Genomic DNA, 15,222 nt, shown 5'->3' with positions numbered 1-15,222 from the left:
AGGCACCACTGGCAGAACAAACTGCGACACAATGTCGTAGTTTTCTTCGCGGTCTGCCAGGTCACCAAAAACAGATGCCGTCAATAAATCAATAAATAATAACAACTTACAAAGATAAGCAATACTGATATTGCTGAATCCATCGCGTCCAGTTAACAGAATGTTTATCTTTGGCGCACTAAATGCAATTGAGTGGCCTAGCCTTAGTTGCCTCAGGGTCAAGCTATGCGACCACGCCCTCTTTGGAGCCGCCCCAGGGGGTCGTCGAGGCGGATGTCCTGAGACGGTACTGACCGATAGCAACGACCGACTCGCTGATAATTCCTGTTCTGGATTCGAGTAGAAAGATCACCACCATGAAGCGACGTGAAACCGCCGCCAAGGAGCTCGAACAGGATCTGCGCCCGCGCTTCGACCTGACCGATCTGTACCCCATCGTTGGTTTGATCGGACTGGCCAGCTACTTCATCCTGGGCTAAGATCTCAACCTGGCCTGGTCGGGCGACTCTTTCTCAACTCTGCCTCTCGCGCGGTGACTGCCGCGCGATCGATCCGCGCCGGCAGCAGCGACGTCAAGTTCTCGAGCGCCGCGGCCATACCATGCACCGCCGCCTCGAACAGATCGTCCCCCGCGACCAGACTCTGCGCCAGCCCCGCCGCCAGACAGTCGCCACACCCGATCGGGTTGACCACCTCGGCCACGCGCGGCGGCGCGAACTGTTCGATCTTGCCGGCCGTGGCCACCCAAACTGGGCCAGCGCCTTGCGTCATCACCACGCCTTGCGCGCCGGCAGCGAGCAACTGACGAATCGCCCCCCGCACATCGTCATCGGTCACGAGCGTGCGACCGAACGTGTGCCCCAGCTCTTCACGATTGGGCTTCACCACCAGCGGGCGCTCGGTCAGCGCCGCCAATAGCTCGGGTCCGCGCACATCGAGCACCGCCGGCAAAGCCCGCGCACGCAACAGGTCGCGATAGAACGTCGCCGGCGTGCCGCGCGGCAGCGACCCGGTCAACACGGCGCACTCGGCGCCGACGGCCGCCTCGGCGTACGCCGCCTGAAACTCGCGTAGCTCGGCGTCGGTCAACGGCTGGGCGTTTTCGACCAGCTCGGTCGTCGCGCCGCTCGCGCGATCCAACAGCGTGGTGCAAACGCGCGTCGGCGCCGCGGTCTCGATCCAGCGGCGCCGCGCCCCCAGCGCGGCGAACTCGCGCTCGATCTGCTCGCGCGCCGGGCCAGCCAGCGGCGAAACGGTCAGCGATTCAACGCCCAAGCAGCGGAGTGCGACGCCGACATTCAGCACCTTGCCCGAGCCGCACCAGTGCGCGCTCGCGGCCCGGTTCACCTCGCCGATCGCGAGCGCGTCAAAGGCGAGAATCTGCTGCCAGGCAGGCGTCAGTCCAGCCGCGACGATCACAGCATGTTCTCCAACAGCTCGCGCAGCTCGGCGTCGGCCACCTGGTGCGGGTTGCCGTTCATGCTGTTGCCGCGCGAGCCCGCGACCAGAGCGTCGAGCTGCTCGGGTTTGACGCCGATGTCTCCCAGCCGTCGCGGGATTTGCAGGTCGACAATCAATTGATCGATTCGATCGACCAGCGTGTCGGCCGCCAGGGAGTCACGCACCGAGTTCGACACCCGGGCGTCGCGGGCCAACTCGGCCAGTTGCGACTCGCACGTCAATCGATTCACGCGCAGCGCCGCCGGCAACATCATGGCACAAGCCAAACCGTGCGGTGTCTTGAGCACGCTGCCGAGCGCCGCGGCCACGCCGTGGGCGAGCCCCAGTCCCGAGTTCGCCAGGGCCAGCCCGCTGAGCAGCGCGGCATGGCTCATCGCCTCGCGGGCCGGGCGCGAGCTGCCATCGCGAACCGCCTCGGGCAACGCGGGCAGCGCGCGGCGCAACCCTTCGACGGCCAGCGCGCGGGCCATCGGTCGGGCGTTGCGCGTGAGATAACTTTCGATCAGTTGCGTGATCGCGTCCATGCCCGTCCAGGCCGTCGTCCGGGCCGGCAGCGAGACGGTCAATTGCGGGTCGACCAGCACCAGCGGCGGCACCATCAGGTTGGACCGCAAGCTCTTCTTGAACGCCGGATCGTAGCTGGTGATCACCGAGTTCTTGGTCGCTTCGGCCCCCGTGCCCGCCGTGGTCGGCATGGCCACCATCGGCAGCGGCGGCTCGACCAGTTGGCAGCCGCGACCGACCCCTTCCAGGTAATCGGTAACGCTGGCCGGTTGCGATTGCGTGGTCAGCGCGGCGGCCGCCTTGGCCAGATCGATGGCCGCGCCGCCGCCAAGAGCCAATAGCCAGCTATTGCCGCGCGGCGCCTGCGAGCGGAGCAGCGTGGTCAGCCGATCGACGTCTTCGACCTCGGGCTCGCGATTGATCGTGGCGGCAACGATGACGTGTTTGCCCGACTGGCGGAGCGACTCTTCGATTTCGGTCCAAGCGCCGCTGGTGAGCAGAGTCCGCGAACCGATCACCGCATAGACATGCTTGCCCCAATCGGCGACCAGCGAGATAAGCTGCTGCCGCCGCGCCCAACCAAACACGATCTGCCGCGGCGAAAGAAAGTCGTAATCGATCGGGCTCGGGCTGATCGCCATCGGTCGTTAGCAACTCATTGCTCAGGGAAGCCTTCCAGGCACGAACCAACCAATCACCGTCACCGCGACAAGCCTTGGATCGCCGCCAGCCGGGCGCGGATGACTTGTTCCAGGCGTTCGACCACTTGCTCGGGCGTCATCCCGTCGGTGATTACTTCGATGGCGTCGTCGGCCTTGCGCAGCGCCCCGACCGGGCGGCGCGAGTCGCGCTCGTCGCGCAGCGTCTGCTGTTCGAACACTTCGTCGAACGTGATCGTCTGGCCCCGGGCCAACAGATCGCCCATCCGCCGGCGGGCTCGTTCGTCGGGCGTGGCGGTGAGGAAGATTTTGCACTCGGCCTCGGGAAACACGACCGTCCCTTGATCGCGCCCCTCGGTCACCACGCTCAGGCCGCGGGCCGCCTGCCGTTGCAGCTCGACCAGGTGGGCTCGCACCTCGGGATTGTCGGCCAGGTGATAGATCAGGCCGGTGACTTGGGGCCCGCGGACCGCCTGGGTCACATCCTCGTCGTCCAGGTAGACCCGATCGTCGCGCAGCTCGACTCGCACATCACGCGCCAGCGCCGCCAGCGCGTCGGCGTCGTCCCACGACACGCCGCGTCGCATGGCCGCCAGGGTGACGGCCCGGTACATGGCGCCGGTGTCGAGAAAGCGAATCCCCAGCCGCCGCGCCAACTGCCGCGCGGCGCTGCTCTTGCCCGAGCCTGCTGGTCCGTCAATCGTCACAATCATCGAGCAGTCCGTGAAGTCCATGTCCTGTGATCCAATATGCTCGAAATGTTAATGAATTACCATCGTCGTCGAGCGCGCGGACCTATGGTCCTGCGGCTAAACCGCAAGCGTAATTTACTCCCCCACCCTCTACTCCCCCACACCCCCACATATCGCTTTGCGTCTTTGCGGTTCAATTTCCTTTTAACTTAGTTGTAGCTCGATCATCGTCCATTCAAAGGCCCCCAGGTCGACTTGTACCGCGTCGCCGTCGATCGGCAAGTCGACCAGCCGGTTCCCCAGCAGGTCGACATGCCGGGCTGCTTGCGGCGGTCGGATGGTGCGAACCCGCACCGCGCCGGCGGTCCCTTCGGTCTCTAACAGCCTGAGGCGTACGACCTTGTCGCCGCTGGCAGTGGTCGCTCGTTCGAGCCCCGTGGCGATGACATTCCGCGCGTCGATGTGAAACAGCCAGCCGCTGCCGGCCGTGGCGCTCGGAATGGCCACGTCGCGGGCCACGATCACGTCGGTCACCAGCCCCAGGGCTTCGGCGGCTGGGTGAGGCGGATCGAAACTGACGCCCAGGCGGAACTTCTGCCGCGTTTCGCCCCGCGCGACCAGCAGCGTGTCGAGCATCCGCTCACCGCCGTGCAAATGGTACGGCAAGCCGCCGGTCAGGATCGCTGTCTGCCAGCCTGGGGCGCGGACCTCGACGAACTGGGGCGCTTCGATGCGCTTGGCCTCGGTCGGCTGGGCCGCCAGCGCCACGCCGCGCACCAGTTCGGCCGACGGCTCGCTCCAGGCAAACCGCGCCGCGTAGTACGAGTTCCAGGCATCGGCCCGCGGCGGTTCCTTGATGTCGAGCGTGATGTCGATCAACAGCGTGCGCGAGCCGCGCCACAATTCGTATTCTTGCGTGAACAGGGCCAGCACCTGCCCCTCGGCCCCCAGCAGTCGGCCGCGACTGGCCAGGCGTCCGCACGCCGGGCCGGCGCTGAGCACTTGGATTTCATCGGCCACCATCGTGCTGTACAAGGCCGCCTGGTCCGGGTCGCTCCACGTCTCGCCCGGTTGCGGGCGCGGCTGAGCCAGGCGAAACGACAACTGCTGGGCCAGTCGATTGCGCCGGCTGTTCAACGTGTAGACCGATTTGATCCCGCCGTTGGTCGGGTGGAGCGTGACTTCAAACAGCTCGTTGCGCAGCACCTGACCTTCGGCCATCGGCGCGGCGCGCTTGCCACTCTTGGCCGGCGTGGACGCTTTGCCACTTCCCGCCGCGAGCCAGGCGAAGCCATGGCTGGGGGTTTCGACCAGCGCCAGCTTTTTATCCCCCAGCTCCTGCACCGCTTGAACCGGGCCGGCCACGTCGGGCAGCGCGCCCAGCGACGAGACGTCAACCACCAGCCGCCGCGCGAAGCCGTCGGGATTGGCGACCAGCAGGCCGCGCGTGGCACCGCTGGCTGCCGCGCCGGCCAGTCGAGTGATCGCTCCCTGGCAGGCATCATCGAGTTTCGTGGCCAGCGCTTCGGAGGCGCTCGCCTCGTCGGCCGCCAGATCGCAATCGGTGGCGCTCGGAAGTTCCGCTGGCGCACTCTCCGCAGGTTTTAGCGCGAACGCCATCGCGTCGATCGCCCGGGCCGCGGCCGCGCGGCGGCACATCGCCAGCCGGCGCGCGTGGCGCGAGATCGGATCGGCCTGCTGCTTGATGATCGCCTGACGCAGGTACGGCACCCGATACTGGTCGGGCCGGAACTGGGTCAAGTCGCCCGGCCGGTCGGTATCGGCAAAATAGGCGTCGAGCGCGATGTAAGTTCCCAGCGGCGAGCCATACGCCGTCACGCGCCGCAGATCGAGATAGAACGGACTCACCTCGCCGGGCCAGTGGGCCCAACAGACCGTGGCGACGTGGTCGTTGTCCATCGACTCACCCATGGCCCGTGGAAAGCTGAGGATACTGTCGGCCGAGCGGGCATCGAGCGGCACGCGGCACAAGGCGTCGATCGCGCCGGTGTCGAGCCCTTGCCAGCGGGTTTTGCATTGCGGGCTTTGCGGGAATTGACCGTCGTCGAGCGTCACATGCAGCGCGCCGGTGAAGCCCAGTTGTTCGAGCATGCCCGGCAGGATCGGGCTGAGGCCAGCGCGACGCCGGCCGTAAACCACGGGTCGCGCGCCGAGCGCCTGCTCGGTCGCGGCGATGCCTCGTTGCAGATTCGTCAGCACCGCCTCGCGCGGCAACAGCGGCAGTTCCCCCTCGCGATACTCGCCACCCACCAGCGCCACGCGGCGGTGATTGAGCGCGAGCTTCAAAGCAGCCAGCGTCTCGGGCTCGGTTCGCGCCAGGTGTTCAGCCGTCTCGCCCGAGATCAGCAAATTGGTCGGCACCGGGGCATCGAACTCAGCGCGCAACGTGGCGCCGACCGTCGTCGGCGCGACTAGTGTTAGATCGACCAGGTAGCAATTCACCGGGTAGAACCGCTCGCGGGCTTCGGTCAACGCCTCGAAGCCGTTGCGCAAGTGGCGGCGCGCTTCGTCGCCGTTCCCCTCGACCGCGGCCTGGGCGCCGGCCACGACTTCGTTGCGCAGGTTGACCTCGTCCAGGTTGCTCATATAGCGCATCTGGCGGGTGAGCAACTCGACCAGCAGGTACGCCGTCCCCAGGGCCAGAAAGTCGGCGACCAGTTCCAGGTCGATCTCGGCCACGGGGCGCGGCAAGGCGTCGGCGTCAAGCTGGGCCAGCGCCGCCGCGATCAGTTCATCGCGACGATGCGTCTTGCGCAGGACGCAGGCCCCTTCGTTCTTGGCCCGCGACGCCCAACCGGCCAACAACAGCGATTCGCTCGCTTGCGGAATGATGAGCAGCCGATTCTCAAGTTCCTCGGGCGGAGCGTCGGCCCGGAACCAGGTGGGCATCTGAGCGGCGGCCGCGATCAAGGCCGGGTGCCACAGCGCCGACCAGGCGGACAACAGCCCTTCGGCTTCGGTCCCCTGGTGATGGACCGGAAAGTCCTCCAGGCTGTGACAGGGAAGCAGGACGATCAGTTCCGAAAACTTCATCGGCGGGTTCGATCGCAAAGGGCGGCGCGTGCGGGGCGGGAAAAACGTCACTTCACGATAGCTGCCAACCGCCGCAGGTCCAAGAGGGGCGATCTTGATCTCTGGGTAGCACCGGTTGCTCGTCAACCGGTGTTGCGCAGCAACAAGAGGCGACGGGAAAGGTCAAATTCGATGTCGAAGTGCATCCTGCGCAACGCCTCTTGCGGCTTCGCCGCCCAGGTTGACGAGCAACCTGGGCTACCCTGGCGTTACTTTGTTAAGTCGCCGGGCCTAATAACGACACATCGTCTTCGGCTTTGCGGCGACGTGGGTTGCGATAAAGAATACGGCTCAGCAGCTCGAACGAGCCCGGCTCGTCGACTTCGCGCTCGAAGTGCCACTGGTCATGGGTCGGCACGAACCGCTCGTCGAATGGCCAGGGATCGAGCGGCGGATAGCCGAGCGCGGCCGCCAGCTTCGATGAATCGAGGGCGATGTTGCCAGCACGGGGGGGGATGGGACCGGCCTCGACGCGCGGACAGCCCATCAACAATTCAGGATCGTAGCCGCCGACACGATTGATGACCTGGCCCACCTGATAGACGCTCATCGCTCGCGGCGCGGCGGCGTGAAACAGCCCTTGCAAGTCAGGCCGAGCCAGCACGGCGCGGCACAAGCGATTCAAACAGTCGGTATAGATCGGCGTGCGAATCTCGTCGTAGTACAGCGTGGCTGGGCGCGACTTGCGAAACCGCGACTGAATCCAATCGATCGCGCCGGCATGGCCGTTGAAGCTGACACCCATCGGTAGCGAGATGCGGAGCACGGCCGCGTCGAGCTTGCGCTCGGCGATCACCTGCTCGGCCATGACCATCGTCTTGCCGTACATGTTCACCGGATCGACGGGAGCCGACTCGATGTACCCGCCGGGGCCGACGCCCGAGTAAACCATGTCGACCGACAGATGGACCAATCGGACGGGTCGATCGGCGATGGCGTCGAGCAGGTTGATGACGCCGCCGACGTTGATCCGGCAGGCCAACTCGGGATCGAGCTCGCAGGCCTTCAGCGCGCAGTTGCCGGCACAGTTCAACACCGCGCGGAACTCGTATTGGTCAAACAGTCGCAGCAGCCCGTCCCGATCTTCGGCGTCGCAGGCCACAATGTCTGGCCCGCGCAGCTTCCAGTTGTCGCGCTGGCGCACGCCGACGACCTGGCCCGGGAAGCGCCGCCGAAAATACGGCAGCGCGTTGTAACCAGGCACGCCCGAGACGCCGGTGATCAGCAGCGGCAGCGGCGGAGTAAGTCGCGGGCGTTTCACGGGGACGAAGTCGCTCGGGGTGGTGAGGAAGGAACCCTGGTTACGACATTTGCAGCGTGCCGCGGGTCAGGCCGACCTGGTTCAGCACTTGCAAGCTGCGCCAGGCGCTGCGGCCGTCGTGACGGCCGGCCAGCACGCTGGCGTAATGTTCCAACAACGGCGCCACGTCAGCCGCCGCCTCGCGCAGCAACTCGACGCGGAACCAACGCACGCCCAGTTGCGACATCCGCCCCAGGTACTCGGCCGCGCTTTGCGGCAAGTTGTGGAACACGGTGTTGCGGCAACCGGCGTCGGCCACGATGGGGAACTCGGCCCCCGCGCGGTCGCGCAGCTCGACGCGGTGGGTGTCGCACGGGCGTCCGCAGTCGCGCCAGTCTTTACCGTCGCTGAGCGTATGGGCAAACACGCAGTGCTCCATGTGGAACATCGGCATGTGATGGTGGACCACGGCCTCGAACAAACCAGGATCGATCCGCCGCATCAGGGCCTGGAACTGTTCCCAGTTCAGGTCATGGCTGGGCGTGATTCGCTCGACGTCCCATCGTTCCAGCACGGCCGCCGTCAGCTCGTTGGCCACGTTGAGCGAATAGTCGGACACCAACGATAACTCGGGGCGGTGCTGGCGAAAATACGAGATTGCCGCCAGGTTCCGCACCAGCACCACGTCGGGCTCGCTGCGGGCAATCTGCACGAGCCAGCCTTCCTCGCCCGGCTTGATGACGCGCAACGTCGCCACCCCCACGGGCATATTGGCGGCGCGACAGTGTTCGACCGCCGGCCGATAGCGCCGCACGTCCTCGAAATCGCAATACACAATCGCCGGCTTAGGCAGCCCGTCGCTCGGCGACCAGGCCAGCACCGCTTCCAGCTGATCCATCGTCCGCGCCAGCACTGCTAGCCGCGGCTGGTCTTCGTGCGGGGCGGTGATCTGTCGCGCGACGGCGCGCTGCTCGTCCAGGGCGGTCATGTCGATGGTGCGCTCGGCCTGCGCCTGGCGCGTGGCTTCGAGTGTGGCGACCGCTTGCCGGCGCAGCTCGTTCAACACGCTCTTGGGAACCATCACCGGCGCGTCGGTTTCGACCGCGACATTGCCCAGACAGAACGACGTGTCGCCGAATCGATCGAGTTGCTGGCGCAGGCTTTCGACGGTGAGCGGATGTTTGATCGCCTGGGTCAAGGGACCGGGCCAGGCGGCGCTCGCCTCGCGTCCCAAGCCATCGCGCAAAACCAGCGTCAGCGCGCCGCCGACGTTGCCGCGCGCGACCGCGTCGATCGGCTCGCGGCGCTCGTGCTCGTCGCTTTGCACGGCTCGCTGCACGCGGCGACGAAGCTGGGGATCGTCGGTCTTCCAAACGCGCGCGTCGCGCGTCACTTGCGACAAATCGGCGGCCCCTTGCAGCAGCTCGATTTCGACCCGCCGAGTTGTCGCACGGTAGCCGGGTTGTGCATTGAGCAATCGCACACCGACCAGCCGGCCTCCTTGCTCGTCCCGCTCGGGATGTCCTTCGTCGAAGACAATGCCGTCGCCGGCGCGGAGCACTTCGTCGGGAACCCCGTCGGCCAATTCAATCGTGGCCCGACCGCCGTAGGCCTCGACCAGCGTGCCGACAAAGACGCCGCGACTTTTTGGGAAGCGGCCTTGGACCAGTTCCTGGTGATCGACCCCGCGCAAGAATCCCGGGCTGAAGCCGCGCGAGAAGGTTTGTTGCAGGTCGAGGGTCGCTTGCTGATCAAGTTGAAACTGCTGACCGGCCAGCGCCGCGTCGAGTGCGGCACGATAGGTCTGGGTGGCGACGGCGACGTACTGCGCGCTCTTCAGGCGTCCTTCGATCTTCAGGCTGCACACGCCTCGCTTCACCAGATCGTCCACCAGGTTGTACGCCGCCAAATCCTGCGGGCTGAGCAGGTACGCCACGTCGCCCAGCTCGCGACGCTGGCCATCGACCAACAATTCGTAAGGCAAGCGACAAGCCTGGGCACACTGGCCTCGGTTGGCGCTGCGGCCGCCGATGGCTTCGCTGGTCAGGCACTGGCCGCTGTAGGCGACGCACAACGCGCCGTGAACGAACACCTCGACCGGCAGTTCGGCCTGGGACGTGATCTGACCGATCTCGTCCAGCGACAGCTCGCGCGGCAGGATGACCCGGTCAACGCCCAACTCTTTGGCCAGCGCAATGCCGCGCGGCTCGGCCAAGGTCGTCTGGGTCGAAGCGTGAATCGGCAGTTGCGGAGCGAGTTGATGCACTAAGGCGGCCACGCCGAGATCCTGCACAATCACCGCATCGGCGCCGGCTTGGGCGATGGCCGCCACGGTCTCGGCCAGCTCGGGCAGCTCGTCCGAGAAGATCAACGTGTTCAGTGTGACGTAGCCGCGGACCAGGTGGCGGTGCAGAAAGCCGATCACCTCGGGCAGCTCGTCGCGCGAGAAGTTCGTGGCGCGATGCCGGGCGTTGAAGTTCGCCAGGCCGAAATAGACCGCGTCAGCGCCACAGGCCACGGCCGCGCGCAGCGCGTCCCAATCGCCCGCTGGGGCGAGGAGTTCAGCGCGAGGTTGCGGCGTAGTGGACATGGCGAGGGCTCGTTTCGCCGTCATTTTAGCAGAAACGTGCCGCGTCCGCCGGGGACCGTCAGAGGTGGGGGTGTGGGGGCGTTGGGGGGTGGGGGAGTAAAGCAACGCGCGCGGGCCTATGGCCCTGCGGCTAAACGGCGTTTTCCCAACTAGCAACTAGGAACCAGCAACTAGCAACTTCTCCTTCACCCCGCCCGCACGACCGGATTCGACAGCGTCCCAATCCCATCAATCGCAATCCGGATCATGTCGTCCGGCTGGAGCGTGAAGCTGGCGTCGGGCACGATGCCCGTGCCGGTCAACAGGTAGACCCCGTCGCGATAGGTGCAGTCGCGCCCCAGGTACTCAATCAGATCCTCGAACGTCCGGTTCAACTGCCCGATGTCGGTCGCTCCCTTGAAGACCAGCTTGCCGCCGCGCTCGATCACCATGCGAATGCCAATCTGCTCGGGCTTGGGCATGGCCGAGGCCAGCGTAATCCACGGGCCGAGCGCGCACGACTGGTCATAGACCTTGGCCTGGGGCAAATAGAGCGGGTTCTCTCCTTCGATGTCGCGCGAGCTCATGTCGTTGCCGATCGTAAAGCCGACCAGCTTCAATCGCGACGAGAGCACCAGCGTCAGCTCGGGCTCGGGGACGTTCCACTTGCCGTCCTTGCGAATCCGCACCGGTCGGTCGGGACCGACGACGCGCGAGGCGACGGCCTTGAAGAACAACTCGGGGCGGGCCGCTTCGTAGACCTTGTCATAGAAGCTGGCCGCGCCGACCGACTCTTCCATGCGGGCGGCTTTGCTCCGCTTGTAGGTCACGCCGGCGGCCCAGACTTCCTGGCGATCGATCGGCGGCAGCCACTGCACGCTGTCGAACGAGAGATGCTTGGCGGTTCGGTCGACGAGCAGGCCGATGGCTTCGGCCGGATCGGGGGCTTCGAGCAGATCGGTGAGCGAGCGATACTGGCCCCCCGACAAATCCAACGGCGCCAGCCCGGCGTCTTGCACCAGGCAGATCGTTTCGTCACCACCGATCGGTCGAACCTTAGCCAGCTTCATAACAGAATCCGGGTCTTCAGGAAGTCAATGAACCAGACAATATAGTGCAAAACCAACTCACAGGCGAATGACGAGAGCCAGTCTGGTTAGTGGTTTTGCTCTACTTTTTTCTGGGTCGGTAAGGCGAGCAGAAAGTTCGGCAGGAGAAAAGCTTTCAACTTGCTTGCAACCGCCTGGCGGCGCTGCGGTTGATTGGCTAGGACGATGACTTGATTTCGTTGGCGAAGTTCGTTGGGGGCAGCTTCTGACATGCCGATCACATTCAATCCACATCCAGCCAACATCCTGATGTGCGACTTCGATTCCGGATTCAAGCCACCCGAAATGGTGAAGCGCCGTCCCGTCGTCGTGATGTCGAAGGGGAACGGCCAAACCGTCATCGTGATCCCGCTGTCTACGGCTGAGCCTGTTCCTTTGCAATCGTTTCACGTCGAGATGAGCACGCTTTCATTGCCGGAATCGTTGCGTGACAGGCGTTGTTGGGCGAAGTGTGATATGGTCTGCACGGTGGCCTACTGGCGACTCGATCGCGTGAGAGACATCAAAGACCCCCTTACCGGCAAACGTCGCTATGTTACTCATCATGCACTGGCAGCAGACATGGACCTTATCAAACAAGCACTTAGGGGATTGCTGCGTCTTTAATTGCCTTGACTTTATCGTCAGGACAGCCGATGCTTAAAAGTGTTCCCCGCAAGGGGCCTGTGAGACTGTCCCGGACTTCGAGCCGGGCAGCAGGCATCCGCGGCGAAGCCAAGCCGCCGGATGCCTAGTACGAAGCAAGGAAGACGGTCGCCTTAACCGGCGGCCGTCTTTTTTTTTATTTGACTAAGCCAATGGTTGACCGCGCCTGTCCTGCTTCCAACGCTGTCGTCAGCATCGCAGTTCGCATTGCTGCGTAGAATGGATTGTGGCCATAATCTGGCCACTGGCGTCTCGCTCGCCCCGCGGCTTTGGAGGAAGTGGCCATGTCGGCGCAATCGCACACCCCGGCCGGCGCATCGACCGGCGCCGCGGCACGTCCCGCCGCCGGGCTTTCGATTGGCGAGTATCTGATCCGCCGCCTGCAAGACTACGGCGTCCGCGACGTGTTCGGCATTCCCGGCGACTATGTGCTGGGCTTTTACTCGATGCTCTGCGACAGCCCGATCAACGTCGTCGGCTGTTGCCGCGAAGACAATGCCGGCTTCGCCGCCGACGCCTATGCGCGGATCAACGGGCTGGGCGTAGTCTGTGTGACGTACTGCGTCGGCGGGCTCAGCCTGGCCAACAGCGTGGCCGGCGCCTATGCCGAAAAGTCGCCGGTCGTCGTCATCAGCGGCTCGCCCGGCCTGGGCGAGCGGACCAACAACCCGCTGTTGCATCACAAGGTCCGCGACTTCCGCACGCAACTCGAAGTGTTCGAGAAGATTTGCGTGGCGGCCACCGAGTTGGTTGATCCGGTGAACGCCTTTCGCGAAATCGACCGCGTGCTCGACGCGGCGGTTCGCTACAAGCGGCCGGTCTATATCGAAATCCCCCGTGACATGGTCAAGGTCGTGCCCGACGTCCCGCACGAGTTCCGCAAGACCACCTTCACCAGCGATCCGCAGGCGCTGGCCGAAGCGGCCGACGAAGCGGCGCGGATCATCAGCGCCAGCCAAAAGCCGATCATCCTGGCCGGCGTCGAGATTCATCGCTTTGGCCTGCAGGACCAGTTGCTGGCCTTGGCCGAAGCGACGCAGATTCCGATCGCAGCCACGCTGTTAGGCAAGAGCGTGATCAGCGAGCGGCATCCGTTGTACGTCGGCCTGTACGAAGGAGCGATGAGCCGGGCCGACGTGACGCAGTTCGTCGAGGACAGCGACTGTTTGTTATTGCTCGGCATGTTCCTGACCGACATCGACCTGGGGATCTTCACCGCCAATATCGACCCGGGCAAGTGGATCTATGCCACCAGCGAACAACTCAGGATCAAGCACCATCATTACCACGATGTGCTGCTGGCCGACTTTATCAGCGAGTTGAGCGCGCGCCGCCCGCGGCCGCCCCACCGCGCGCTGCCGGCCAAACCCGCCACGAATGGCAAGAAGTTCGAGCTGAAGCCGAATGAGCCGATCAAGATCATGCGGGCGATCGCGCGGCTGGACCAGGCGCTCGACGATCAGACCATTGTGATCTGCGACGTCGGCGACGCCTTGTTCGCCGGCACCGAGTTGACTACGCATGGCCGCACCGAGTTCATCGGCCCGGCCTATTACACCTCGATGGGTTTCAGCGTGCCGGCGGCGCTCGGCGCCTCGACCGCGCGCCCCAACCTGCGGACGGTGGTGCTCGTCGGCGATGGCGCGTTTCAGATGACCGGCAACGAGCTGTCGACGATCATCCGCCACCATCGGCACTGCATCATCATCGTGCTCGATAACCAGGGGTACGGCACCGAGCGGGTGCTGCACCCGGGCGATTACAACGACATCCACGGCTGGCAATACCACCGTCTGCCCGAGGTCTATAACGGCGGCCACGGCTACGATGTGCGGACCGAAGGAGAGTTCGACGCGGCGCTAAGCGCGGCCTGGACCAAGCCCGACGTACACGTCATTCAGGTGCATCTGCCGGAGGACGATCACAGCTTCGCGCTGCAGCGCCTGGCCGAGAAGCTAAGCAAGAAAGTCTAAAGTGTACTGGTATTGATAGCCCCTTAGAGTCGCACTACACGAAGGACTGCAAGGACCGAGAATGAGCGACGAGAGTTTGAAGTTCCTTCGTGCCGCAAAGCAAAGGTTTGCAACCGCCGAATTCCTGCTGAGCAAAGGCTATAACTTAGATTCGATGTATTTGGCTGGCTATACTATGGAATGTGCTCTGAAGGCGTTGATTCTCGATCGCACTCCGGCCGCTACGCAAAGCCAGGTTTTGCATCGAATCACGCACGGCGGCAGTATGCATTACGTGGAAACTTTGAAGAGGGAACTCGTGCAACTTAGCCCGCCTGTCCCGCTTCCGCTGGAAATTGTCAAGCGACTGCGACGCTCGAATTGGACGACAGACTTGCGCTATGAAACCGGTAGAACAGATACCGGTGAGACCCGCGCCTTTCTCAAGACTGCTCAGGCGACACTGCTTTGGGCGGAAGGGTTGATGCAAAATGTCTAGTCAAACCGAACCAAGATGGCATGCAATGCGTTCGGATAGAAGCCGTGAAGTTGAAGCTGCTTTGCGAGGGACATTCCCCGAAACCGATGCTTACGAATTTAATTCGGCATCCATCCGGGTAAGAGTGGTTGATCAACGATTCCACGGTCTGTCGGATGAACAGCGGGATTCAATGATCGAACCAATTTTGGCAACGCTGCCTGAAGAAGTTCAGGCAGACATCGTCAATTTACTCGCGATTGCTCCTGACGAGATCTCCGGATTCTCGAGATTCTCCCTTCGGAATCTCGAATTCGAAGATCCTAGCCAATCAAGACTGTGAGCTGTCGATTGGCAACTATTCACGCTGCTCGAACTGGCTAATCTTCTCGACCCGCCGCGCGTGACGGCCTCCTTCGAACTCGGTCTTTAGCCAGATTTCGACCATCCGGTCGATCAGGCGTTCGCCGAGCATATCGGCCGACAGACAGAGCACGTTCAGGTCGTTGTGCCGGCGCGACATTTCGGCCGTCAGGTCGTCGTGGCACGGGGCGGCCCGCACGCCGGGAAACTTGTTGGCGGCAATCGCCATGCCGATGCCGCTGCCGCAGATCAGAATGCCGCGCTCGACCTCGCCGCGCGAGACCTTGCCGGCCACTTCGGCGGCGATGTCGGGATAGTCGACGCTGTCCGAGGCAAAGGTTCCGGCGTCGGTCACCTCTTGCTGCATGGCGCGAAGCATTTCGATGATTCGTGATTTCACCGCGAATCCTCGGTGGTCGCTCCCCACGGCAATACGCATAGCTCGATCAATGCCTTT

At 64.1% G+C, this 15,222-nt stretch carries 13 protein-coding genes; 4 read left to right on the top strand and 9 right to left on the bottom strand.

The genetic code is table 11. The features are described from left to right. Positions 1-483 precede the first annotated feature (483 nt). The 8 genes from JSS27_02660 to JSS27_02625 all read right to left on the bottom strand — a co-directional run bounded on the left by JSS27_02660 (position 484) and on the right by JSS27_02625 (position 11,539). Positions 484-1,419, bottom strand: a complete 936-nt coding sequence (locus JSS27_02660; GenBank protein MBS0207832.1) for a bifunctional hydroxymethylpyrimidine kinase/phosphomethylpyrimidine kinase — start codon at positions 1,417-1,419, stop codon at positions 484-486. Next, positions 1,416-2,585, bottom strand: coding sequence for an iron-containing alcohol dehydrogenase (locus JSS27_02655; GenBank protein MBS0207831.1), 1,170 nt, complete (start codon positions 2,583-2,585; stop codon positions 1,416-1,418). Before JSS27_02655 ends, JSS27_02660 begins: the two co-directional genes overlap by 4 nt. An 80-nt stretch (positions 2,586-2,665) precedes the next feature. Next, the gene (locus tag JSS27_02650; protein ID MBS0207830.1) at positions 2,666-3,337 is read right to left on the bottom strand and encodes a (d)CMP kinase; all 672 of its coding nucleotides are present in this window, start codon (positions 3,335-3,337) and stop codon (positions 2,666-2,668) included. Between the two features lie 183 nt (positions 3,338-3,520). Next, a complete protein-coding gene (locus JSS27_02645; protein MBS0207829.1) occupies positions 3,521-6,370 on the bottom strand; it encodes a hypothetical protein in 2,850 nt (949 codons plus the stop codon). Positions 6,371-6,626: 256 nt separating this feature from the next. Next, positions 6,627-7,670 (bottom strand): sugar nucleotide-binding protein, encoded by a 1,044-nt coding sequence (locus JSS27_02640; protein ID MBS0207828.1) that lies wholly within the window; start codon positions 7,668-7,670, stop codon positions 6,627-6,629. 40 nt (positions 7,671-7,710) lie between these two features. Continuing rightward, positions 7,711-10,239 carry a U32 family peptidase gene (locus JSS27_02635; protein ID MBS0207827.1) on the bottom strand — a complete coding sequence of 843 codons (2,529 nt, stop codon included), beginning with the start codon at positions 10,237-10,239 and terminating at the stop codon, positions 7,711-7,713. A 185-nt stretch (positions 10,240-10,424) separates the two neighbouring features. Beyond that, positions 10,425-11,288 (bottom strand): fumarylacetoacetate hydrolase family protein, encoded by an 864-nt coding sequence (locus tag JSS27_02630; GenBank protein ID MBS0207826.1) that lies wholly within the window; start codon positions 11,286-11,288, stop codon positions 10,425-10,427. An 86-nt stretch (positions 11,289-11,374) separates the two neighbouring features. Continuing rightward, entirely contained in the window at positions 11,375-11,539 is a 165-nt protein-coding gene (locus JSS27_02625) for a hypothetical protein (GenBank protein ID MBS0207825.1), read from the bottom strand. Between JSS27_02625 and JSS27_02620 the strand changes: the two genes are divergently transcribed. The 4 genes from JSS27_02620 to JSS27_02605 all read left to right on the top strand — a co-directional run bounded on the left by JSS27_02620 (position 11,538) and on the right by JSS27_02605 (position 14,745). After that, entirely contained in the window at positions 11,538-11,933 is a 396-nt protein-coding gene (locus tag JSS27_02620; GenBank protein ID MBS0207824.1) for a type II toxin-antitoxin system PemK/MazF family toxin, read from the top strand. The genes JSS27_02625 and JSS27_02620 overlap by 2 nt on opposite strands. 323 nt (positions 11,934-12,256) lie before the next feature. Then, entirely contained in the window at positions 12,257-13,945 is a 1,689-nt protein-coding gene (locus tag JSS27_02615) for an alpha-keto acid decarboxylase family protein (GenBank protein MBS0207823.1), read from the top strand. 61 nt (positions 13,946-14,006) lie between these two features. Further along, entirely contained in the window at positions 14,007-14,423 is a 417-nt protein-coding gene (locus JSS27_02610; GenBank protein ID MBS0207822.1) for a HEPN domain-containing protein, read from the top strand. Beyond that, positions 14,416-14,745 (top strand): hypothetical protein, encoded by a 330-nt coding sequence (locus JSS27_02605; GenBank protein ID MBS0207821.1) that lies wholly within the window; start codon positions 14,416-14,418, stop codon positions 14,743-14,745. Before JSS27_02610 ends, JSS27_02605 begins: the two co-directional genes overlap by 8 nt. Positions 14,746-14,760: 15 nt before the next feature. On the opposite strand, the gene rpiB is transcribed toward JSS27_02605, so the two are convergent. Then, positions 14,761-15,204, bottom strand: a complete 444-nt coding sequence (gene rpiB / locus JSS27_02600; GenBank protein ID MBS0207820.1) for a ribose 5-phosphate isomerase B — start codon at positions 15,202-15,204, stop codon at positions 14,761-14,763. Positions 15,205-15,222 lie beyond the last annotated feature (18 nt).

This window comes from Planctomycetota bacterium, from assembly GCA_018242585.1.
GTDB lineage: Bacteria > Planctomycetota > Planctomycetia > Pirellulales > PNKZ01 > JAFEBQ01.
The sequence above is the reverse complement of the archived record's forward strand: the minus strand, read 5'-3'. Positions and strand labels throughout refer to the sequence as shown.

Coding starts and splice junctions, on each gene's coding strand:
- JSS27_02650 (MBS0207830.1), bottom strand. CDS start 3,337: ATGATTGTGACGATTGACGGACCAGCAGGCTCGGGCAAGAGCAGCGCC.
- JSS27_02645 (MBS0207829.1), bottom strand. CDS start 6,370: ATGAAGTTTTCGGAACTGATCGTCCTGCTTCCCTGTCACAGCCTGGAG.
- JSS27_02635 (MBS0207827.1), bottom strand. CDS start 10,239: ATGTCCACTACGCCGCAACCTCGCGCTGAACTCCTCGCCCCAGCGGGC.
- JSS27_02630 (MBS0207826.1), bottom strand. CDS start 11,288: ATGAAGCTGGCTAAGGTTCGACCGATCGGTGGTGACGAAACGATCTGC.
- JSS27_02620 (MBS0207824.1), top strand. CDS start 11,538: ATGCCGATCACATTCAATCCACATCCAGCCAACATCCTGATGTGCGAC.
- JSS27_02625 (MBS0207825.1), bottom strand. CDS start 11,539: ATGTCAGAAGCTGCCCCCAACGAACTTCGCCAACGAAATCAAGTCATC.
- JSS27_02615 (MBS0207823.1), top strand. CDS start 12,257: ATGTCGGCGCAATCGCACACCCCGGCCGGCGCATCGACCGGCGCCGCG.
- JSS27_02610 (MBS0207822.1), top strand. CDS start 14,007: ATGAGCGACGAGAGTTTGAAGTTCCTTCGTGCCGCAAAGCAAAGGTTT.
- JSS27_02605 (MBS0207821.1), top strand. CDS start 14,416: ATGTCTAGTCAAACCGAACCAAGATGGCATGCAATGCGTTCGGATAGA.
- rpiB (MBS0207820.1), bottom strand. CDS start 15,204: ATGCGTATTGCCGTGGGGAGCGACCACCGAGGATTCGCGGTGAAATCA.